This window comes from Erythrobacter sp. MTPC3 (assembly GCF_042854385.1).
GTDB lineage: Bacteria > Pseudomonadota > Alphaproteobacteria > Sphingomonadales > Sphingomonadaceae > Erythrobacter.
Window position 1 is genome coordinate 86193 of the sequence record NZ_BTGP01000002.1, and the last position, 22891, is coordinate 109083.

The window sequence follows — 22891 nt, forward strand, 5'->3', positions numbered from 1 at the left end:
CCTACCCAGCGAGCACATCCGAAGATGCTCGCTCCCGGTGCCCAGATGGCGGAATTGGTAGACGCACCAGCTTCAGGTGCTGGCGCTCGCAAGGGCGTGGAGGTTCGAGTCCTCTTCTGGGCACCATCGATTTAAGTAATTGAAATACTTAGAGAAATTGGCTGTTTTAGAGGACTCACATTGGTTCTCCAAACTCTTGTCTCGGCACGTCTTTTTCGTTCTCTTTCAGTGCCTAACGGTTTCAGGCGTTCGAATCTCTGATTGTCCCGGATCGATCTAGCTTGAAATTTTTGCGGGCCTTTTTGTGGGCTTCCCAGAAAACCACATTCCGAGGCCCGCAAACGCTTTCTTCGGCGACCCATTTTCGAGAGTCGACCTTGTCACATCCCGCCTGAACGAGACGTGTCAATCGTCGCGTGACGCTTGACAACGCGAGGTGTGATGGTTAGGTTGACCTCATGGAAATCGAATCCATTAGGCACAAAGGCCTGCGCCGCTTCTTCGAAACCGGCAATCCTAAGGGCTTGGTGGGTGATGTCGGTAGGCTGCGCAAGATGCTTGCCTTTATTGATGCAGCTGAAGGTATCGATGAGCTTTTCGTGCCACCTAACTTCGGCCTGCATGAGCTTGCAGGAAACCGGAAAGGTACCTGGTCGATGACCGTTACACGCAACTGGCGCTTGACCTTCAGAGTCAATGAAGAAGGCGCGCTGATCGATATGGATCTGGAGGATTATCATGGCGCTTAAGATGCACCCGTCGCTCGCCGTCCATGTCGGTGACTGGCTCAAGAGCGAGATTGTCGAGCCTACCGGTGTCAGTGTAACCGATCTCGCTGCACATTTCGGTGTCTCGCGGCAGGCGCTGAGCACGCTGCTAAACGGAAATGCCAACCTCTCTGCCGATATGGCGATCCGCTTTGAGAAAGCATTCGGGGTCAGGGCCGATACCTTGCTGCGGATGCAGACAGCCTATGAACTAGCCCAAGCACGAGCGCATGAGGACGAGATCAAAGTCGGGAAGTTCGCTGAAGCCGCGTGACAGCTACCGACCTGTGTCTGCGAATTGCCCGCCGGAAAGTGACTGAACTTTAGGTCCAGGTAGATACCCGCCCATGCATTGCACGGCAGAAACGGGGCCGTTAGCTGACCGTCGGCTATCGGCCCACCTCCCGCCAAGCTGCAACCGTTCTCTTTGTGGCCAATCATGGCCGAGGAGAACGACAATGGGCTATTCGAGATTTGATCCTGCCATACAGGCGCGTGCAGCGTGGAATGCTGGCAAGACCGTCGGCACAAAGCGACCACTGACACAAAAACAGATTTGGGCAATACGCTTCCATCTGGATCGTGAAGGTCGGCTACGGGATAAGGCGCTATTCGACCTAGCAATCGATAGCAAGTTGCGCGGATGCGACTTGGTCAAGATAAAGATCGGCGACGTCATAGCTAGGACCGACATCCGCACTAGGGCAATTGTCGTCCAGCAGAAGACCAATCGGCCAGTTCAGTTCGAGCTCACAGCCGATGTCCGTTCAACCCTGCTTTCCTGGTTAGAACGTCGGGGCGGCTCGACCAGCGAGTACCTCTTTCCAAGCAGGATCGACCACGCCGGACACATGAGCACGCGCCAGTATGCGCGCTTGGTGGATGAGTGGGTTACTGCGATTGGCCTACGGAAATCTGAGTACGGGACGCACTCGCTTCGACGGACGAAGGCCGCGATGATCTACCGCGCTACGGGCAACATCCGCGCAATTCAGATACTTCTAGGTCACACCAAGATCGAGAACACCGTTCGCTATCTTGGGGTCGATGTCGAAGACGCACTACTACTGGCGGAGCGCACGGAAATCTGACACCTTCGGGCGGTCGACCTCACCTGGTCGACCGCTTTCGGGTTGCGCCTGGAAAGGTGCGGTTGGCTGCAATGAGGGTGGAAAGCGGTCGCTAAGATACCCAGATTTGTTGAACTCTGGTCGGCGTCCACTCACCGTTGTCTTGGCGTTCGATTTTTACAACTACTCCAGCACCGGCCAGCGGAGCCCAACTACGCGAAACTAGCAGCACTGCAGACTGTCCGTCATCGGACACAATGGGAAGATATACATCCGCAATCGTCTTTGAATGCTGTCCCAGATTAGGGTCCTCGATCGCACTGACCGCGCGGACAGCTCCCTCTCCATAGTCTATACGATGGTCATTCAAAACCTTTCTGACGGAAGGACATTGCTGAACTGCATTGGTAGCTTTCCCAGTCTCAAATAGCTTACGCAACAGGCTGCTGTCGGCAGTCGTCTTGCCTATGCTGTTCGAGTCCGCGCCTTGCCAAATTGATCTTCCGCGAACGTCAATCCACGGTTCCTCCACAAAAGATGAGATCATTTCAGCGCGTTTGCCTTCTGAAATCCAAGTGATGTCAAAAGTGCTCGCATCGTCATCAGAACCATAAACAAGCTTCTCGCCATCAGCGTTTGATAGCTCGTGAGCAACGTATGAAGACGCAGCGCCACATCTTGTTTCTTGTAAGTCCGCGGTACAGCCACTCGCCATTAAGGCGAGTATAGGCAGGCCAGCAAAGACTAGATACCGCATGGCCATAAGCTAGCACCTCCTCGAATGGCCGCAATTGGGCCGTTTGAAGACTGTCTGGTTTGGGCAATAATCGCCCGAAGAAACGACAATTAAGTTGCGACGCATTTTTCTGAGATTGAATAGTCTGTCCTCGCGCAGGGATGGCCTAATAGCTTCCAAAATGACGTTGTCAGACTAACGGAACACCATTTTCCAAATAAGTTAGTACAGAATTCGGTTCATCAATATCTAGCTTTGCCCTGCTTTTGATCTGCATGTGTCTTGCCAATTTACTGAGAAGATCAGCAAGATTTGTTCCGATCTCCATCGAACTCACCAAATCTTGGTTAGTCTGATAATACCATCTATAAAGCTTCGACAGGCTGCTGTTTCAGCGCAACCGACGAGCGCCAATAGGCAAAGATAGCTAGCGGCGTGAATGAGGCGATCACCAGCAGCGAGTAACGCAGGGATTCGTCCCCATGCCGTTCAACAAACAGATCAGAGATCACGCCCACCATCGTCGGACCGAGACCAAGACCCACAAGGTTGATTATGAGCAGCGTAACCGCAGCCCAAACCGCGCGCATCCGCAACGGTGCAAGTGTCTGGATCAATGCGAAGGTCGGACCGAGATAGCAGGACTGGAACAATACGGCGACAAGGTAAGCGCCCACGGCCCACACCGCATCCTGTGCAAAGTAGAACCAGAGGAGGAAGGGCAGCGCGATCGCTTTCAATGCAGCGATCATCAGCGGTTGAGCGAACATGCCGAAGCGATCGGACAGACGGTTCGCCAGCCAGCCGCTGCCAAGCCCGCTCGCAACGCCGGCAATGGCCAAAAGCGGGGCGACAATGTTGCCAACCTGCAAGGTGTTGAGACCGAACGACCGGATCAAATAGGCCGGGGTCCACCCGGTTAGCGCGTAACCGATCATCGAGGTTAGCGTGACGCCCAGGATCAGCCATAGTGCAGCGCGATTGGCAAAGATCGTTTTGAAGCCTTCGCCAATCGATGGAGTTTCGGTAGCATCTACGGCGCCCGGCTCTGCCTTGCGCATGGGCTCGGTCGCGAACACTTTGACAATGATTGCGAGCACCACGCCAGGAACGCCGATGGCGATAAAGGCGACGCGCCAGTCGAAGAAATAGGTGAGGTTCCCGCCGAACATTTGCCCGGCCGCCGCGCCCAGCGTGACGCCCAGCGAATAGATCGAAAGCGCGAGCGCGCGCTTGTTGGCCGGGTATAGGTCGGCGATGATAGAGTGGCTGGGCGGGCTGGAACCTGCCTCGCCAATGCCGACTCCGATGCGCGCCAGCAACAGGTGGGTGAAGTTCTGGGCGAGCCCGCAAACCGCCGTCATTCCGCTCCACAGAGCAAGCGCTATCGAGATGATGTTGACCCGGTTCATTCGATCAGCCAGCGCCGCCACCGGAATGCCGAGCGTTGCGTAGAATATCGCAAAGGCAAAACCTGACAGCAAGCCAAGCTGTGTGTCGTTTAGGAGTAGGTCAGCCTTGATGTCTTCGAGCAGGATCGCAAGAATCTGACGATCCATGTAGCTGAAGAAATAGGTGATGGTGAGCAGTGCCAAAGTAACATTGCGCGCTCGCGGCGCGATGGCCTGTCCAGCGCTATCAAGGCTTGCAGAAGCTTCGTTCATAAAAGAACTTCCAGTGATCCCAAAAAGAAAGACCGAGGCGCAACGCCCCGGCCTTTCCAGAATTTACTTCGATCAGAAACCGGCTTTCAGACCAATCCTGAAGACGCGTCCGAGCGGGTTGCCCACGAACGGATCGTATCCCAGCACAAGGCGTGCCGCGGGCGGATCTTCGTCAAAGATATTCTCGACCGAAGCCTGCAACTGGATGTCCGCCCTGTCGAAGGGCAAGTCGTACAGAACCGTGAAATCGTGCTGTGTGAACGGGTCGATGTCTTCACCAAACCGGGTTGCAGCGCCGAAGGTCGGATCGCTGTCATAACGATCGTCGCGAAGACCGCTGGCATACCGGAATACATAGCGCGCATTGAGCCCGCCAATGTTCGCATTGAGGAAGGTGTTGGCCTTGAATTCCGACAACGAGTTCTGTGCACGGTCGGCGTTCAGGAAGCCCACCGCGTCGAATTCATCGATCACCGTCACACCGTTTACGACGAACGGATCAACATCGAAATTCAGAATGTAGGTGAACGAGGCCCCGACCGTCAGTGTCAGATCGTCGAGGAAGAAGCTGTAATCCGCTTCCACATCAAAGCCGTTAGTTTTGGTGTCCGGACCATTCACGAACTGTGTGCTGACGCGCGCAAGGTTCGTCGAAGCGGTCAGAGTTGGGTCACAGGTAACCGAGTTAAAACCAATCAACGGAACGAGCGGGCTCGTGCAGTCTGCGGTTCCGCCAGGGCCGCTGAACACAGCGCTGGTGATCGGGTTTTCGGGGGTTGCCGTAAGCGAACCCTCGAAATCGTAATTGAAGTAATCGACCTGCAGGTTGAAATCGCCTGCTTTGACTACAAAGCCAAGGTTGTAGGTTAACGCTGTTTCCGGGCCGAGCTGTGGGTTTCCGATACGGTCCACCGGGAAGAAGAACCCGCCGGCTGCATTAATGCCCGTCAGGTTGGTGAACTGAATGCCAGGAAGCACCTGGCCGGCCAGCGGCGCACGGAAGGTCGAACCGATCGAGCCGCGAAGCACCAGCCAATCGGTCGCCTCAAAGCGCACAGAAGCCTTGGGATCGAGCGTCGAGCCAATTGGATTGCCGTAATCCTCGTAGCGCAAGGCGAGATTGACCTCGAGCTGATCGGTGACTGGTACCTGAACCTCACCAAAAAGTGCGTAGACATCCTGGGTGTTTTCGCCCGGATTGAGCGGACCTTGGAAGATGAACGGTCCCAACGGGAACTGACAGTCAGTCACGCCAATCTGCTGACAGGGGAAGTCCACCGAGCTGCTGAAGTTCGTCGGGCGAAGTTCGAATTCCGATCGCCGGTACTGCGCACCGATGCCCAGCCCGATCGGGCCACCGCCAAGATCGATTGAATCGAGCGTTCCGCTGAACAGGAAGTCGAGCACGACCTGGCGCTCTTTCTGACGGTTGGAGGCAGCAGGCTCGGTGAAGAAATCGATCACCTCGGATGGATTGTTGTTGACGGTGGGATCACCGGCGTTCGGCCCGACATAGAAGGGATTGACCTGGCCCGTCACCGGGTTGCCGCCAATCGCGTTGGAGAACGGGTTGAAATACTGGCAATTGCCAGCGCCGGGGGTGCCCGTCGCTACATCGCAGTCCGGCCCCCCAAGACCATCGAGCGCGTTCTGCAAGCGAACGCCAAGCGTGTCCTGGATCACTGCCAGGCTGCTTGAATCGATATACGTTCCCTGTAAGCTCGCGACGAAACTGTCACCGATGTCCCGATCAAACCCGGCTGAAATGCGAAAGCTCTCGTTCTCGTTCTGCGCTTTGTTGCCGAACGGGAATTCATCGCTCAGCGGGAAGCCGCCAAGTGCAAACGGGCGATACAGCACGATCGAGGCGCCGTTTTGCAAACCCCCGACCGCATCGGTCGGAAAAGGTGTGCCGGCCGCTGCAACCTGATCGACGAACGTCTGGTAACCCGGGTTCGATTCCGGCACGAAGAAGTTGAATGTCAGACCCGGTCCGTTGGGGCCCTGCGTTGCTGGATAGGACGGCGACAGGCGCGTGAACAATTCGCCAAACGAATACTGCACGTCGACGTTGAAACGAGTCTTGTCGTCAAGATCCGCGTTCAAGGCGGCATAGGCCTGATAGAAATTCTGCTCTTCGACGAGATTGTTGTAATCGGTATACTGGTAGAGGCAGCGACCGTTCGCGGCCTGGATGAAGCCACCAAGCTCAGTGCAGCCCACGTCTTGAACGCCGCCGCCCAAGAGGGTTGCGTTGGGCTTGGGCCCCGGCTGCGCGTCGCGGATCGGGCCGGTGGCCCGGAAAGCGGGAAAATACTGCGCCGGATTGACGATCCCCGAATAAGGCGAAGGATTGATATCAGGCGTGAGGTTGGAGAAATCGCGATCGAAGGCGGCCAGAGGCGAACGGTGACGGTAGCCAAAGCCTGCCATGAGGTTTACGTCCGGGCCAAGATTAATCCCTGCAAGAATGCTCGCGGTCCAGTCGCCGTCGCTATCGTTGATGAAGCGATAATCGCCCTGTAGCTCGACGCCTTCAAAATTCTTGCGCGTGATGAAGTTGGCCACACCGGCAACCGCATCGGAGCCGTAGGTTACAGCAGCGCCGTCCTTGAGCAACTCGATCCGCTCAAGCGCAAAAAGCGGCATGGCGTTGGTGTCGACTAGGCCATCGCCCGGCGAGACGATTGTGCGGCGCCCATTGAGCAGCACTAGCGTGCGCTCTGCACCCAGACCACGAAGATTGATGGTGCCGACTGGACCAAGGCCCTGCACCTGAAACTGATTGGAATCACCGATCACGCCGCCGACCGAAGGAATATCCTTGATGAAATCGAGCGGCGAACTGATCCCTTCCTGGGAGAGTTCTTCGCTGGTGAAAATGTCGACCGGAAGCGATGTATCCTCCGGCGTACCGCGGATCAGCGAGCCAGTAACGACGATCGTGCGCCCTTCTTCCTGTGCCGTCGGATCAGCGTCCTGCTCATCGGCCTGAGCAAAAACGGTTGTCGGCGCAGTCAGCAACGCCGCGCCGAGTGCGCTGCGAGCAATTGAGCTCTTAAGTACAGTTTTCATGTATCCTCCCCGGATATAATTCTCTCTTGCATGGGAGGGATGCAAATGAAGCCGCCGTGCCTTTTGCCGTTCGGCCTATCTTTTATCTTTTCGCTCTCCCAAGCAAACAGCATACTGCGCTTATGAAAAATTTAATGCAAGCTTCGAATTGCAGTGGGTGGTGCATGCTATCTGGGAGACAGAATTCCGTGCATCAGCAGGTCGCGATAAAAAGCCGTATCGTCTGGCCCGATTTCGTCACCATAAAGGCGCCCCAAATCGTAGACCGCATTAATGGCGGTGCCGATTACCTGCGCCGAAATATGTGGGTCGAAGCTTCGCAATGCACCTGCGGCAACACCCGCGGCAATTTCAGAGGCGAACCAGCGAAAGTTGCGATTGGACTGAGCGATAATCTTCGCTCGGGCATCGGCTGAGAGTGCCGGTAGTGCGGAACTACGCAGCAGGGGAAAATTGCCGCTTAGCTGTATCTCAACAATGCTAGTGAGAACCGAAGACAGCCGCTCTTCCGCAGGAGATACGCGCTCACTGGCCATTTTTTGAATCGCTGTGAGGCGATCTTGGCTGTGCGCGAAACAGGCCTCGATCAACTCGTTTTTCTGCGCCACATGGTGATAGAAACTGCCCTTTGTCACCCCGAGAGCGGCGGAAACGCGGTCGATCGCTGCACCGCGGATCCCGTAATCGCAGATGAGGTGCGAGGCGGCGCGAAGGTAGTCGTCCTGATCAATGGTCTCGCTTCGAAATCGCGGTCTTTCCACTAGTCTGTGCGTCTGGAGGTGGCCAGGCGATGCCAGAACTCCGTTTGTCAAAGTGTCGACAAGTGTTTCGCGGACCTGCTGGAATGCCCAAGGCTCGTATTCGTCCAGCCAAGCTGGAAGCCAGAAAAGCGTTTCCATGACGATATGCGCAGGGCCGATTCTTTCGATCAGCTTCGAGCGCGGGGCATCGTCGCCAAGCATATTGGCAACGCGCTGGATAATCCTGCGGTATCGAGTACCGAGCTTTCGCCTGCGTTCGCTCGACAAGGCGCGCACTTCGCCTAGCTGGGGACGGCGAATGGCCTTGCCCTCGCGTTCGTCGGCGTGATGCGAAAGTTCAAGTTGGAACAGTTTGTCTATATGCGCGCGAGCATTCTGTTGCGCCTGAGCTAGGGTAACGCGATCTTCGATCTGGTCGAGAGCCCGCGCATACAGCGCCTCGGCCAGTTCCTCGGCATTTGCAAAATAGTAAACAATGCTAGGTCGTTTAAGGCCGATTTCCTTGGCCACCTCTGCAAGCCTGAAACCAGACAAGCCGGTGCGGTTCAGCACGCGCGCAGCGGCATCGAGGATGGCCTCTCTCTTCTCTTCCCAGCGCGCGGTTTTGGCTTTCGACATACCATATTCATGCGTCTGAAGTACGTTTCATGCAAGCTCCGGCCCATTTGACGGGGCTGCTGAGAGCCCGTCGCTGGCATACCGATTTGATGAATCGTAAAATAGGAAAGTACGTCGTGGGTGCTGTTAGACTAATTACAACTTGTCTCCGATTGGCAGAGCTACCGCTGTCGACCTCCGCCTTCTTCACTCACTCGTGACGCCTCTGCGGCGCACAGCCGATCCTGTCGGCCACCGACGACGAGCCGGACAGATAATCGACTTCGTGATCCAATATCATCCGCATCGCACGGGCGCGAACCTCCGGCGAAAACTTGTTCATTGTCTTGTCCATAAGGTCTCCAACTACTCAAGAGTTGGAGTCTCCGGCGATCCCCGGGCGGTTCAATCGCCCTGCCCTTTCCGAGTCTGTTGAACACAGCCTCGGGAGCGGCAAAGTGACATACAGGCGCGCTCACACACTGTTGAAATGCTAACCGAGGACCCAGCCACTGATGAGCGCATGATGTTCAGCCCGCGTATCCTGCGGATGGCCAAGGGCGACACGGTAACGTTCAAATCGAGCAAACCCACCCACAGTTGCATCTCGACGCCCGGCATGATCCCGGAAGGCGCGCAAGGCTGGCGCGGCCAGATCGGCAAGCCGGTTTCGGTCAAGTTCGCCAAGCCTGGCTATTACAGCTATCACTGCCTTCCGCATCGCAGCCTCGGCATCGTCGGCCTTGTGATCGTAGAAGGAGAGGGACGCGATGCAAACCTTGATGCTGCGAAGAGCCTACGTCAGATCGGCAAGGCGAAAGAGGCTTGGCAGGAGACCTGGAGCGAAGCCCTCGGTGGCTAGTTCAGATCAGTGTATGTTTAAGGGGAACCTAGCTTTTGCTCAGCTCAATAAAAGTGCCCACTATCCGATTTTGGCGATACAATCCTGAATGGTCTTCCAAACAAGTACCTGCTCGCCCCCTAGTCCAATGACTGCTTCTGGTCGAAACCGCAGTGCGCGGAAATGACCACTTCTAGGGCGCATTGCTGTCATCAGAGTATCGCCATGAATTCCAGTTCTGTGTTCCCTGACAGGCGGGTGCAGGCAAAATGGCGCTGATCGAGCAGGGAGTTTCCTAAATTTCCAATTGAAGAAATGAGCCAAGAAGGCTAATTATATCAACAATATGAAGCACTTACCGTTGATTGTGCGGTCCTATTTGCGGGCCTTTCTCAACGACCCCGGAGAATAGTTTAATTAATTCAAGAGGTTATAAGATTAGTGCGATGCCTCTTCTGGGCACCAACGGCTTAAGCCATTGAAATATAAAGAGAAAAAGATGATAATGTGAGTCCTCGTTTAGGACTCTATCTTGTTGTCTCTACTTGTTTTTTCGAATTCCAAGCGAGCCCAGAAGCGCTCAGTTCGAATTGTCCCGCATGGACCCAGCTTCAAATTTTTGCGGGCCTTTTCGCGGGCTCTTATCAAAACCACATCGAGAGGCCCACAAGCGCAACGCTCGACGCGTCTCTTGGCTATCAAATAACTGATAAGAAATCTGGCACGCTGACCGACGTCATGTGTCGCGCGACGCTTGACAATTTGGAGTGTCACGCATAAATAGGATACATGGAAATCGAGTCCATCAGACATAAAGGTCTGCGACGGTTCTTCGAGACCGGCAATGCCAAAGGCCTGGTAGGTGATGCAGGCAGGCTACGAAAGATGCTTGCCTTCATCGATGCAGCGGAAAGCATGGATGAGTTGTTTGTGCCTCCCAACTTTGGTCTCCATGAACTTACGGGAGACCGGAATGGCACTTGGTCCATGACCGTGACACGCAACTGGCGCCTGACATTCAAGCTGAATGAGAACGGCGCGCTGATTGATATGGATATGGAGGATTATCATGGCGCTTAAGATGCATCCCTCGCTTGCAGTCCATGTCGGCGACTGGCTGAAAAGCGAGATTGTCGAGCCTGCTGGAGTTAGCGTGACGGACCTCGCTGCACATTTCGGTGTCTCGCGGCAGGCGCTGAGCACGCTGCTCAACGGTAATGCCAGCCTCTCTGCCGATATGGCGATCCGCTTCGAGAAGGCCTTCGGAGTCAGAGCCGATACCTTGCTGCGGATGCAGACAACCTATGAGCTCGCACAAGCGCGGGCGCATGAGGACGAGATCAAAGTTAGGAAGTTTGCAGAGGCAGCTTGAAAGCCGCCGGCTTTGGTCTGCGCAGCACGCAGAAGAAAGTCATCGAACTCTCGCTCCCGTTTGATTTCCGCCGATATGTTGAACGGCTAGAAGTACGCCGATAGCAGAATATCCGCTTCTCGTTTGAAAAGGTGCGGGAATATGTTCGCTCTCGCGTCGCGTTTGAGCCGATCATGCCCACTTAAAATATCCAAAGTCCGAATGTTTCGCGGCTTTCGGAAGCGCCGACTTTTCAAAACTAATGGGTGGGGGTGATATGCCATTCGTTCGAGAGCTTCCTCGTCCTCGTCCCTACACGTTTATGGCTGACGTCTTTTGCGACCAAGGTCTGGTAACGATCGCCCCGGCCTTTCGTCAGTCTACGCCGTAACGCGCCAGAAACGTTTTGACGGCCTGTTCTGCTGTGAAACGACATTCCTCCTCGGTCGCGTGGGCCGGTCCGCCGAACAACCGCGCATCGAAAATATCAGTTTTGCACAATTCACTCAATTGCCGCGCTGCGAAGCTCGGGCGTTCGATTTGCAGTTCTCCACGTTCATGCCAGACACGAAGCAGGGACGCGATCTCATCCGTCCCGCGCCATGGACCGTTACGAAGGAAGGTATCGGTTGCCGTCTGGAACCGGTCGTTTCCGGCAATGCACATCTTGCAGAACATGAGCATGTCGTCATCGCGACCGAACAGCCAGGTGAGTTCGAGCGCCACTTTCAAAAGCCCTCCCTCGGCGGGGAGGCGGGCGAAGGAGGGGCTTGCGATAGTAGCGCGATTGCGGCTCAGCATATATTCGATCGACGCCAGATAAAGCGCGGCCTTATCCTTGAAATGATTGTAAATCGTGGGTTTGGCGACACGCGCATGGAGTGCGATCACATCCATATTGGTACCCTCGAAACCATCGGCAGCGAACTGTTCGACCGCTGCATCGAGAATTTTTTCGTGGATACTGAGGCGTGGTGCAGTCATTTCTGAAGCCTTGTAGTTGATCATCGAATGGTGCTTTTCGAGAAAGAACCACCCTTTTCCCCGGTAAGCCCCTTCGTAGATGGCCCCCCAAATAGATGATATAACGGTAGTTGCAAAAAGGGTTGAAAACCTTGTCCCGGTAGTTCAATCAGCTGAACCACGCAGTTCATATAACGTAGAGTAACGGCCGAATTGACTAGCGAAAAATCCTCCCGGCTACGCCTCGTGCCCAAATGCTTGCCAATTCTGCTCGCCAGTACGCTTTTATCGGGGTGCATGGCTGTGGGAGGCGATTACGATCGCCAACCGCCGCCTGCCGCGCAGACCGACTGGATCGATCGCGCAAATGTAGCGGTGGCAGAGGAGGAATTCGTCGCTTGGTGGCGCGAACTGGGCGATCCGGAACTTGCCAGACTGATCGAAGCGGCGCTCGAGAACAATCTGACGATCCGACAGGGCCTGGCGCGTATCGAAGAAGCCAACGCCCGCCGCCTTCGCGCACGCGCAGCGCGCTATCCCACGGTCAGTGCGGAAAGTTCGACGACCGTGCTCCAACAAAGTCTTAACACCCAGCTTGGCCAAGCGCAGTTTCCTGGGTTCGAGCGGCAATATGAGCAATATGCGTTGGGCGCGGCGTTCAACTGGCAGGTCGATCTATGGGGCCAGGCAAGGCGCCGTATCGATGCGGCCGATGCCCGGGTCGAGTTGCTGATCGCCGCCGCCAATGGTGCGCGTCTGGCCATCGCATCGGAAACGGCTGCAACCTATTTTAACATGGCCGGCTTTCAGCAGGAGAAACGGGCACTACTGCTCGGGATTGAGGCGCAACGTACCCAGCTCGGTCTTGCCGAAACACGGTTGGAAGCGGGCGCCATTTCACGCGCGCAGCTGATCCTGGTGGAAGCGGAACTTGCGCGCCTGGAGGAGCAGCTGCCGGGTGTCGAAGCGGAAATTCAGGCCAATGCGCTTGCGCTCGGCGTTCTCACCGGCCGCCTGCCGGAAACCGAGATCGCCCTAGTCGATAGGGTCCCGCCGCTTCTGGAGCTGCCGGACATTCCGGTGGGAACACGCGCGGATTTGCTCAAGCGCCGCCCCGATGTCGCCCGGCTCGAACGCGAACTGGCGGTGCAGACATTCGAAATCGGTGTGGCGCGGGGCGAGCTGTTTCCGCAACTGGGGCTCGACGCGTCGGGGGGTTTTACCTCCATCGATCCCGGTGCGATCCTGTCTAGTGACAGCACACGGTTCACAATCGCACCGTTCCTGTCCTGGCGCGTTTTCGATGGTGGGCGGGTGCGCGCGGATATCCGTTTGGCACAGGCCGAAGCACGTACGGCTGCCCTAGCCTATGTCGAAGGCACGCTGACCGCAATCGAGGAAGCGGAAATCGCGATCGCGCAATATGATCTCGCGCGGGAGGGACGTCCGCTTGCCTTGCGCACGATAGAACTTGCGCAGGAAAATCTGCGTCTTGCGCGGATCCGTTTCGAAGCCGGCGAAATCGACCGGTTCGAATTACAGAATGCCGAGCGGACATATAGCGATTCGCTGCGCAACGGCGCGATTTCCTATCGCAATTCAACGCTAGCACTGGCGCAGCTTTACGCGGCGCTTGGCGGCGGCTGGCAAGCCGTTCCTCCACCGCCAACCACACCCGCACCCATACCCGTTTCCGATTGAACAGAAAGCTGTGATGCCGTTCCCACCTCTTCGTAGATCAACCATTCTCGTCGCCTTCTCGCTCGCCCTTGCCGCTTGCGGCAGCAAAGAAGAGCCAGCGCCCCGTAAACCGGTTGCATGGATCGAAATCGGTGCCGGCTCCGATACCGAAATCGCAACCGCCGTTCCCGGCCGGGTACAGGCTGCGAGCCGGACTGTGTTGAGCTTCGAAGTGGGCGGTACCATCGCAAGCATGTCTGCCGATATTGGCGACCGTGTCGGGCGCGGCAATGTCATCGCATCGCTCGACCCGGCAAGCTACCGGCTGGAGGTTGCGGGGGCGCAGGCCAACCTCGCCGAAAGCCGTGCGCGGCTCAATCAGGCACGGCTGGATGAAGAACGTCAGGAATATCTCTATTCCGAAGGCGCGGCATCGCAGGCCAGACTTGAGAATGCTCGCGCGCAGCTTGGCAGCCTTGGCGCAATTGCGGATGCGAACGAAGCGCAATTGGGTGTCGCCCGGGAAGCGCTGTCGGACACACGGTTGCGTGCGCCCTATTCTGGGCAGATTGCTCGCCGTATGGTCGAACCGGGCACGCAGGTGTCCCCCGGACAGCCGGTCTATGAACTGGACGGCACCCAGCTGGAAGTTACCTTCTCGGTCCCGCAGCGCCAGCTCGGTCGGCTGTCGGTCGGCCAAACCGTTACCGTGGTGCCCTCGTCTGGCGATGGCGTGACAAGCTCCGCTCGCATCACCGATATCGGCAGCAGGGCGAGCGGACCCGGAGCATTCGAGATCGTCGCTGCTCTGGCAGCGGGCAGTCCTGAACTGGAGTCCGGGCAGGTCGTCGAGGTTCGCCTACCCGATCGCCCTGCGCAAACGGAGAACGGGCAGGCCACCGACCGGCTTCTGGTTCCACTGACCGCCATCATACCAGACGGAGACGATAGCGGATATGTATGGCGTATAGCGCCGCGCACGCAGCAGCTTGAAAAGGTTCCCGTCCGGTTCGGCGAGGCCAGCGGCAATCAGCTGGTCGTACTTTCCGGCTTGTCGAGCGGGGATGTGATCGTGTCAAAAGGCGCGGCCTTCTTGTCGGAAGGCCAAGAGGTCAGCCGTCTCGGCGTCGGTCCGCGGCGCTACGCACGATGATCAACTTATCCGAAATCGGGTTCAGATTCCGCCCTGCGGTGTTGCTCACCGTCGTGCTGGCAATGATCTACGGTGCGATCAGCTATTTCACATTGCCTGCGCGCGAGGACCCCCAGATCACCATTCGCGAAGCGGTGGTTTCCACCAGCCAGCCGGGTCTGGCGGCGAGCCGGGTCGAACAGCTGATTACCACGCCGCTTGCCGAAGCGATCAGGACCATCCCCGAGGTGAAGGAAGTGCGTGCGACCTCGATGGAAGGTCAGTCGATCATCCACGCCGAGGTTGAATTTTCGGCAAGTGACCTCGACCAGGTGTGGGACGAGCTGGCGGACAAGGTCGAAGAAACGACGCCCCTGCTGCCCGAAGGTGCGCGCAAGCCGTTCATCAATGACGAGTTCGGCGATGTCGCCGTCATAACCATGGCGTTACAGTCCGGCAGTTTCGACATGGTCGAACTGGGCGATCTGGCCGAACATATCCGGACCCGGCTCTACATGATCGACGGCACGCGGGAGGTCGACATTCTGGGCCGTCCGGATGAACGCATCTATGTCGAAATGGACAATGCCACTTTAGCGCAGCTGGGCGCACCGCTTTCGGCGGTCGCGCGGGCCCTGCGATCCCAGAACACCGTTGCGCCGGGTGGAACAATCGAAACCGAAACAAGGCGCATTGCAATTCAGCCGTCGGGATCGTTCGACAGCGTGGAGGACATCGCCAACCTCTATCTCGATCTCGGCGCGGAGATCGGCTCGATACGGCTGGGCGACTATGCCGACATAAGGCGCGGTTTCCTCGAACCTCCATCGCAAACCGCCTACTTCAACGGCGAACGGGCCATCGTTTTTGCGATCTCGATGCTCGACGAAGAAAGCGCCATAAATTACGCCGGACGTGCGCGCACGGCGATCAACGAATTGCAGCAAGCCCTTCCCGCAGGGGTCGAATTGAACGTCATGACCTGGCAAGCCGATCAGGTCGAAAATGCCGTCTATGGGGTGAGCTTCAATGTCCTGCAGACGCTGGCGTTGGTACTGGGCGTCGTTATCCTGTTCCTGGGCGTCAGGACCGGCCTGATCGTAGGGTCTATCGTGCCTATCGTCATTCTCGTAACGCTTGGGGTGATGGGCGTTTTCGAGATCAAGTTGGAGCGGATGAGCCTGGCGACGATCGTCATCTCGTTGGGGCTGTTGGTCGATAACGGGATCGTTATTGCCGAAGATTTCAAAACCCGGCTGGCGCAAGGGGTAGACCGCCGCAATGCGGTCGGCGAAACAGGCAAGGAGCTTGCTCTTCCGCTTCTGGCATCCACGGTTACTACGATCCTGGTCTTCTTGCCGCTGATGCTGGCAGAGGAAGGTTCGGGAGAATATACCCGCAGTATCTCGCTCGTCATCCTGATCTCGCTGTCTTCTTCATGGCTGATCGCGATGATGGTCACGCCCACTTTGTGCTATTGGTTCGCGCGGCCGACTGACAAGGAAACGCAAGGGAAAATTCGCCGCAAAGTGGATCAGGCGTTCGAATGGGCCAACGATAAATACGAAGATCGCCTGCGTTGGGCGCTCGATCACCGCAAGCTGTTCATGGGGGCGATGGGCGTGGCCTTCTTCCTGGCCGGCTATTCACTGCAATTCGTGCCACAGCAGTTCTTTCCCGCCTCCGACCGGGCGCAGATACTGGTCTACGCCGATATGCCGGTCGGCACGTCGAGCGCCGCGACGGACAATCAGATACAGCAGATTGCACAATATATCGAAGATGATGAGCGTTATCCCGATTTCGACAATGTCGCTGCCTATTCGGGGTTTGGTGGCCCGCGCTTCGTCCTGTCACTCGCGCCCGTCGATCCCGCTCCAAATCGCGGCTTCATGGTCATCAACGCCACCGATGCCAAAGCCCGCGATGAGGGCGTCCTGGCGCTTCGCGAGGATCTTGCAGCGCAGTTTCCCGGTATCCGTCTTCGAATAGCGGGAATGTTTCTTGGCCCCAGCGATCCCAACATCACTCAAGTGCAGGTACGCGGTCCCGACCGAGATGTGCTTCTGGAAACAGGCGACAAACTGGCCGCCATCCTGCGCGATGTGGACGGCACCATCGATGTTACTTCAGATTGGGAAAACCGGTCGTTTCAATACCGGGTTGCGGTTGACCAAGCCGCTGCGCGGGCTGCAGGTGTGTCCTCGCTGGACGTATCACAGGCTCTATCGGGCTATTTTTCCGGCCAGCCTGCAGGCGAGTTCCGCGACGGGGACGATCTGGTGCCAATCATTTTACGCGCACCCGAACGCGAACGCTCCGACCCCGGGCGGATCCAAGCGGTTACGTTGAGCGGCCGCGACGGACCCGTTCAACTCGGCGAGATTGCGGCCGTGACGCTGCGTCCGCAGCTCGGCCGTATCCAGACAGAGAACCTGATCGAAACGCTAACCGTGGAAGCCAGGCCGACCGAGGTAACGCCGCAGGATCTGGTGCCGATAGTACAGGAACAGCTCGACGAGCTCGAAGCAAGCTTGCCGCCCGGTCATTTCATCGAATGGGATGGGATTATCGCGCAAAGTGCGGAGGGCACAGGCGCTCTCTTCGCCAGCGTCCCGGCAATGATCGGTTTGATAATCATCATGCTGGTCGCGCTATTCCGGGGTTTCAAGCGGACCGGAATTATCCTGTTAACCCTGCCGCTGTCCATTATCGGTGCCGCTATCGGCTTGCATGTTATGCGGGCGGATTTTGGCTTTATGGTGATCTTGGGCCTGTTTGCGCTCGTCGGCATCATCATCAACAATGCGATCGTATTGGTCGACAGATGCGATATCGAACGTGAGCAGAAGAACGACGTGACAGATGCCGTCATCACAGCTTCGCTTCGACGTTTTCGCCCAATCCTGATGACCAACATAACCACCATCCTGGGCTTGCTGCCACTGATTATCGCGCAAGACGTGCTGTTCTACGGCATGGCAAGTGCGATAGCCTTTGGCCTCTTGGTGGGAACGCTGCTTACGCTTGGCGTCGTGCCGATTCTCTATGCCTGGTTCTTTGAAGGAGAGGAGCAAGCGGCTGATGACACCAATGAGAAGGTTACCCAGCCTCCGGGCAAAGGCGCGGAAGGCGGCTCAGGCGTTCAGCCAGGCACGGCCTGACGCACGGGCCGAAGCGACGCAACCATCGCGATGACAAAGAATACGAAGAAAGGTACAGGCGAATAAATAGCTAAGCTAAGCTAGGGTTTCGTGTCTCAGGCCTCCGCGCATGCGAATTTCAACGCCCTTTTGCCCGAAGTCATGCGCCGTTTGCAGTGGCAAGCGCCGCCGCGAAAGCGCAAGCCGGCTACTAGGCAGTGTTGACAAAGGGATTCCCAAACCCGGCTTCTTCTGACTCGATACTGTTTTTTGAGGAGCAGTCATGGGTCGCGGAGATTTGTCACATGCAGAGTGGGACGTGATCGGGCCGCTGCTGCCGCCTGAGCGTGGCCGCTGGGCACGACGGGAAGGAATTAGTTGTTTTCTTAAGTGCATGCTGCACGTCTTGCGGATCGGCTGCCCGTGACGCGACATGTATGGGCGATGCGACAAGTGGAATTCGGTTTATGTCAGCTTCCGAAAATGGGCTCAACAAAGTGTGTGGGATGCGCTATTGCAACTGCTGGTTGATCGGGGGCTGACAGACGATTGACAACATATCCCAATGATGAAGGCAGCACGCTGCTATCCGATATGGCACCTCTGACATGCCCACAGACCGATTGTCTGGGCGGTGCCATCTTCCCTCCTCTGCGTCATACGCTGCAGGGCGGTGTGAATGATCCCGTCGCGGCGCGCACCCACTCACCTAACAGTCTGGCATGTTGACGAGTGCCTAAATGATTTGAATGGCCGATCCGACTTGGAAATACGCAGTGTTCAATAATGCCGCCTCCACGTTTAAGCCATGCAGACAGACCGTCATGGGCATCATTCGCGATCTCACATTGAACAGGCCTGCCAGTCTTTCGCTGGGTGATTGCGGCACGCTTCCTAAGGTCCAGCCCGCTGACTAGATCGCCAATCTTAAGCTCTACCAGATCACAGCCTCTCAGTTTACTGTCGATTGCTAGATCAAAGTGCGCTCGATCTCGAACGGGCTTTTCGCAATCAAGGAAGAAACGGATGGTCCAAATCTGGTTCTGGCTAAACGTGTTTCTCGTCAACCCCTAATCTGTGCCATAGGTGCTGACGGAGAACAGTTTGTTTGATGCTGCGGCCTTAGTTACGGGCCTCGATCAATTATCGGTTCGAGTTTAAGCTCCTTCTCGCGCCGATCACTGAACTAACTGACAGATAAGGCGAAAAGCGCGAAACGTGGGTTCGCGTTCTACACCGTCAGTTTTTCGCCTTCTCTCTTGGTGTCGGAAATTGGTGTCACAATTTCGGACAGAGTCGAGGTCGCTCTACAAAGTACCAAGCAAAAATGTCGTTTGCGGTAGAAAATCCCATGCATGTACCGGGCCGACGCCGGACTGATAGTCTTTGGTCAACGAGCTCTATGGATTGGCCACAACACTGAGCTTGAATCTACAGCTTATGGCCTGAATTGCGCTCGCACCGAAAACAACACCACGTTGGCCAAACCCTATTCCATCAGCGCTACCGTCAAGTGAAACGATACCTTGGCAGTCGATGCAGCATCGTTTCAGCGCACCCCTGCCTACAGGTTCCTTCGCTAAGCGGGAGCTCGGGTCTGTAGGCAGTAGGGAAACGCTAAAGCATCAGAAACTGGCGCCAATCGCAACGCCATAACGCCGGGGATCAAGGGTGTAGATATTGGTGAAGTTGCCAGAAGAGGCATCGGTGACATAAAGCCCGGTCACAGAGTTGCTGTCGAAGATGTTCTGGACAAAGCCCCGAATAAACCATCTCTCGTCCGCGCTGTTTAGCTGCACGATCGCATTCGCCTGAACAAACGGCTTGATTCGATTGACCCGGCCGTTGAAGATATTGCCATATTGTTCGCCTGTCAGGGCGAGATCGAACCGGGGCACGATGGTCATGCCATTGTCGAATTCGGCAGTGTACTGGACGCCCATAGCGGCCTTCATTTCAGGCGCCTGCGGCAATTTGTTGCCGTTGATGTTCACTTCCACGCCGGGACTCAGGACATTGATCCCGCTATTTGCGGGAACCGCGCCTGCAAGGACATCACATATACCAAAAGCGCCGCTGGACGGGAGATTTCCGTCGGCCGGGAATTCCTCAGGCCCGCGCAGTCCAAGAGCCGCATTGACTCCAGCAACGAACGCATCCGCAACACCAGGGGCTGGTCCAGTAACGGCGCAATTGGAGCCATTGCTGATATCTTTGATGATCACGGCATCAGGATCGCCGCCCCCGGGATCGCGTGGGTTTGAGAAGAACTGGTCTCCGTCAACCTCAGCGTTAAGGTAGCTGAACGTCAGATTGATTAGCCAGTCCGGGTCCGGACGAATGACGGATTCCAGCTCGACGCCCCAGATAGTGGCATCAATTGTGTCATTTACCGACGTCCGGGCAACGATTCGGCTGAGCTGCAACCCGCTATATTTATAATAAAATGCGGTGGCATTTAGCTGTAGCTTACCATTTGCAAACACGTTCTTAGAGCCGATTTCGAAGGCGTCGATCGTTTCCGACCCAAAGCTTTCGGGCACGTTGAAGATTGGAATAAGCGGAGGGTTTATTCCCCCTGACTTGTACCCTCGAGAGTAGGAGGCGTAGACATTACTATCTGGAGAAACCTCATAATCGAGTACAGCACGGCCGGTTATTTCATCGAAACCCACCTCCCGGAACTGGACAAGCTGATTGCCATCAAGTCCCAAGTCTGCGTCATAAGTTCCCGCAAATGGCGAGTCGAATGGGGCACCATCGTTGGAATACGGATTGAGGAAGCTTGCAAAAGTGTTCCGCGCTGTCACATCTTTCGTGTCATCATTGTAGCGCAGCCCGCCTGTGAAGGTGAGCCTATCCGTGATGTCGAAATAGACTTCTCCGAAAATTCCGAAACTTTCCAAGTTCGATTCCAGGGAATTGTTCCGGAACATGGATGAGGCGAGGTAAGAGGGCGGCAAGCCCCCCGAAAGCGATCCAAAAGAGCCAAGGATCGAGCTCGCATAGTCCAGCGCGAACGAGTTCACATAATAGCTGTTATCGGTAGTTGTCGATTTTGCGTAGATGCCGCCAAGCAGGAAGTTGAACGGGCCATCAAAATCGCTGGCGAGAAGAAGTTCAGCATTCCATGATTCGCGCGATTCAGAGGACCTGTCAAATGACAAGGGTGTATCGCCGCACACTACATTGCCCTCGAAAGCGCCCCTGTTTCCGTCATCATTGTCGGACGTACAAAGTACTCCCTGTGGCCCGTTGGGAATAAGGGCATCGACGATTGGAGAAAAATAGTCAGAAGAGCCGGGGATGAAAGCAGGCGCGGGCGGCGCAAGGCCCGTCGGCAAGCCGTTCGCTCCGAAGAACGAGAGCGTGTTGAGCGCCGTGGCAAAACCGGTTCGATCCTGGATGCCCAGAAAGTAATCCTGGCGGGAGTCCACTTCGGTATCTTGATAAAGCCCGGTTGCTGTCAGCGTCATTGCACCGATGGTCTGTTCGATACGCGCCTGAGCCTGTACCTCTTCAGCAAAATAGAATGGTGTGAAAGCCGTATTCACCGTCCTGACGTCATCAGGCTTGTCGAAGCCGGCAAAGGCGTCCGGCCCGTACAGGCTGCCAAGGCCAAGAGCGGCTGGAATGCCTTGGATTGCGAGAAATTCGGATGACGCGAGCACCCCGCCAAGCGTCGAGTTGGCATTGGTGATGTCAAAATCACGCCGGTTGTTCAGACAGCCGAGAACGCCGAGAGGATCGCGCTGGCAAGCCTGCTTTTGATTTCGTAGTCGGGAATCCTCTTCGCGGAAATAATACCCCATAAGATCGATCGTGGTATCGGGCGTAGGCTCAAAACGCAGTGACCCGCGCACGGCGTACAAATCGCGGTCATCGACATCGGAATCGTCAAAAAGGTTGGTCGTGTAGCCATCCCTTTTGATATAGATGCCCGATACTCTGGCACCTATCGTATCGCCAATGGGAACGTTGACCATTCCCCTCGCTTCGATGCTGTTGAAATTCCCGTATTCAAATTCTGCAGAAGCACCGAAACTGGATAGGTCCGGTTTGGCCGTCACAATGTTGACAACGCCGGAGGTCGCGTTTCTTCCGAAAAGCGTGCCCTGAGGGCCGCGTAGAACTTCGACGCGTTCAAGATCGAAAAATTCGGTTTCGAAGAGCCTCGTGCCGAACAATGGCGACCCATTGACGTGAATGGCAGTTGCTGAATCACAAGTCACCCCTACGCAGAGATCACCGATACCGCGAATTGTAAAAGTCGATGCCGTGAAATTACCTTTTGCGAAAGACACATTAGGCAGTGTCAATTGCAGATCAGCTGCATTTTCGATCTGCTGGCTTTCTAGCGCTTTAGTATCAAAAGCGCTGACCGCGATTGGCACTTCTTGCAGACTTTGTGCCTGTCGCTGTGCGGTAACAATTATCACGTTATCACTCGCACGTAGCTCCTCAGATTCCACCTCCTGAGCATTCGAAACCTGTGGCAACACCATCAAAGCTGCGCCCGTTGGCCAATATGCTTTCTTTTGCATTTCTCGCCTCTCCCTCGCGTATTTTTTATTGAGCGAGCGCCACCCTCACGGCCACTCGCCAAAAACGGGGCAGCTGCATGAGCTGCCCCTAGTCTGTGGAGAGAAAACTATGACAAAGTTTCCTCTAATGAAAAAGCTACGACGTTATATGTCTTTGGTAAAGGGCTTTAATAAAGTCCGTCCTTCGAATGAAATTAGTCCTGATTTTCATGGGTAGGAACGGAAGGGGGCATTAGAGCGGTCTCGGTTCTCAGGTAAGAGTAAAGGGCGCTCTTATGTGTAGCTCGCGACCATCGTTGGCTATTATGCTGTGCTTGCCATTCCGGACGATCAGCTCCGTGAGTTCCCACATTACGCGGCGTCCCGAACTCACATATCAGGCAACGCTGCTCAGCACTCTTTGGTTACCTCATCGATCACGTCGAGCACTCGGACCCGTCCGTCGGCCGCTATTTGGCCGTAGACGATGTTGAGTTTCCAGTGCTAATTTGAGAGAGCCAGCACCAGAGCAGGTGCTCTCATGCCGACAGCATGATTGAGGCTATGTATTCCCCTGTCGGCCTAGAG

16 protein-coding genes and 1 tRNA gene are annotated in these 22891 nt (G+C 56.1%); 10 read left to right on the forward strand and 7 right to left on the reverse strand.

Features of this window, described 5'->3' with window-relative positions; all coding sequences use genetic code 11:
- Positions 1-39 precede the first annotated feature (39 nt).
- The 4 genes from ACGHU1_RS03145 to ACGHU1_RS03160 all read left to right on the forward strand — a co-directional run bounded on the left by ACGHU1_RS03145 (position 40) and on the right by ACGHU1_RS03160 (position 1858).
- A tRNA-Leu gene (locus ACGHU1_RS03145) sits at positions 40-126 on the forward strand.
- Positions 127-458: 332 nt separating this feature from the next.
- The gene (locus tag ACGHU1_RS03150) at positions 459-749 is read left to right on the forward strand and encodes a type II toxin-antitoxin system RelE/ParE family toxin (protein WP_390583367.1); all 291 of its coding nucleotides are present in this window, start codon (positions 459-461) and stop codon (positions 747-749) included.
- Positions 739-1041, forward strand: coding sequence for a HigA family addiction module antitoxin (locus ACGHU1_RS03155; protein ID WP_390583369.1), 303 nt, complete (start codon positions 739-741; stop codon positions 1039-1041). The genes ACGHU1_RS03150 and ACGHU1_RS03155 overlap by 11 nt, the downstream gene beginning before the upstream one ends.
- A 184-nt stretch (positions 1042-1225) precedes the next feature.
- A complete protein-coding gene (locus ACGHU1_RS03160; protein WP_390583371.1) occupies positions 1226-1858 on the forward strand; it encodes a tyrosine-type recombinase/integrase in 633 nt (210 codons plus the stop codon).
- A 91-nt stretch (positions 1859-1949) separates the two neighbouring features.
- On the opposite strand, the gene ACGHU1_RS03165 is transcribed toward ACGHU1_RS03160, so the two are convergent.
- From ACGHU1_RS03165 to ACGHU1_RS03185, 5 genes are all read right to left on the reverse strand, one after another.
- Complete coding sequence (locus ACGHU1_RS03165) at positions 1950-2600, reverse strand: hypothetical protein (RefSeq protein ID WP_390583373.1); 651 nt, start codon at positions 2598-2600, stop codon at positions 1950-1952.
- Positions 2601-2938: 338 nt separating this feature from the next.
- Positions 2939-4237 (reverse strand): spinster family MFS transporter, encoded by a 1299-nt coding sequence (locus ACGHU1_RS03170; RefSeq protein ID WP_390583375.1) that lies wholly within the window; start codon positions 4235-4237, stop codon positions 2939-2941.
- Between the two features lie 72 nt (positions 4238-4309).
- Positions 4310-7312, reverse strand: a complete 3003-nt coding sequence (locus tag ACGHU1_RS03175) for a TonB-dependent receptor plug domain-containing protein (RefSeq protein ID WP_390583377.1) — start codon at positions 7310-7312, stop codon at positions 4310-4312.
- Between the two features lie 167 nt (positions 7313-7479).
- Entirely contained in the window at positions 7480-8691 is a 1212-nt protein-coding gene (locus ACGHU1_RS03180; RefSeq protein ID WP_390583379.1) for a TetR/AcrR family transcriptional regulator, read from the reverse strand.
- A gap of 190 nt (positions 8692-8881) precedes the next feature.
- Positions 8882-9013: a hypothetical protein gene (locus ACGHU1_RS03185; RefSeq protein WP_390583381.1), complete on the reverse strand. Its 132-nt coding sequence runs from the start codon at positions 9011-9013 to the stop codon at positions 8882-8884.
- Positions 9014-9160: 147 nt separating this feature from the next.
- Here ACGHU1_RS03185 and ACGHU1_RS03190 point away from each other — a divergent pair, with 147 nt between their 5' ends.
- The 3 genes from ACGHU1_RS03190 to ACGHU1_RS03200 all read left to right on the forward strand — a co-directional run bounded on the left by ACGHU1_RS03190 (position 9161) and on the right by ACGHU1_RS03200 (position 10883).
- Positions 9161-9532: a plastocyanin/azurin family copper-binding protein gene (locus tag ACGHU1_RS03190; RefSeq protein ID WP_390583383.1), complete on the forward strand. Its 372-nt coding sequence runs from the start codon at positions 9161-9163 to the stop codon at positions 9530-9532.
- 768 nt (positions 9533-10300) lie between these two features.
- Entirely contained in the window at positions 10301-10591 is a 291-nt protein-coding gene (locus ACGHU1_RS03195) for a type II toxin-antitoxin system RelE/ParE family toxin (RefSeq protein ID WP_390583384.1), read from the forward strand.
- The gene (locus tag ACGHU1_RS03200) at positions 10581-10883 is read left to right on the forward strand and encodes a HigA family addiction module antitoxin (RefSeq protein WP_390583386.1); all 303 of its coding nucleotides are present in this window, start codon (positions 10581-10583) and stop codon (positions 10881-10883) included. Before ACGHU1_RS03195 ends, ACGHU1_RS03200 begins: the two co-directional genes overlap by 11 nt.
- Before the next feature lie 354 nt (positions 10884-11237).
- On the opposite strand, the gene ACGHU1_RS03205 is transcribed toward ACGHU1_RS03200, so the two are convergent.
- A complete protein-coding gene (locus ACGHU1_RS03205; protein WP_390583389.1) occupies positions 11238-11846 on the reverse strand; it encodes a TetR/AcrR family transcriptional regulator in 609 nt (202 codons plus the stop codon).
- A gap of 225 nt (positions 11847-12071) precedes the next feature.
- On the opposite strand from ACGHU1_RS03205, the gene ACGHU1_RS03210 reads away from it, so the two are divergent.
- The 3 genes from ACGHU1_RS03210 to ACGHU1_RS03220 are packed head-to-tail and all read left to right on the forward strand — an operon-like array spanning position 12072 to position 17801.
- A complete protein-coding gene (locus ACGHU1_RS03210) occupies positions 12072-13526 on the forward strand; it encodes an efflux transporter outer membrane subunit (protein ID WP_390583926.1) in 1455 nt (484 codons plus the stop codon).
- Between the two features lie 13 nt (positions 13527-13539).
- Positions 13540-14658, forward strand: coding sequence for an efflux RND transporter periplasmic adaptor subunit (locus ACGHU1_RS03215; protein ID WP_390583392.1), 1119 nt, complete (start codon positions 13540-13542; stop codon positions 14656-14658).
- Positions 14655-17801, forward strand: coding sequence for an efflux RND transporter permease subunit (locus ACGHU1_RS03220; RefSeq protein ID WP_390583395.1), 3147 nt, complete (start codon positions 14655-14657; stop codon positions 17799-17801). The genes ACGHU1_RS03215 and ACGHU1_RS03220 overlap by 4 nt, the downstream gene beginning before the upstream one ends.
- A gap of 1604 nt (positions 17802-19405) precedes the next feature.
- Here the strand turns inward: ACGHU1_RS03220 and ACGHU1_RS03225 are convergent.
- A complete protein-coding gene (locus ACGHU1_RS03225) occupies positions 19406-22324 on the reverse strand; it encodes a TonB-dependent receptor (RefSeq protein WP_390583397.1) in 2919 nt (972 codons plus the stop codon).
- Positions 22325-22891: the final 567 nt, after the last annotated feature.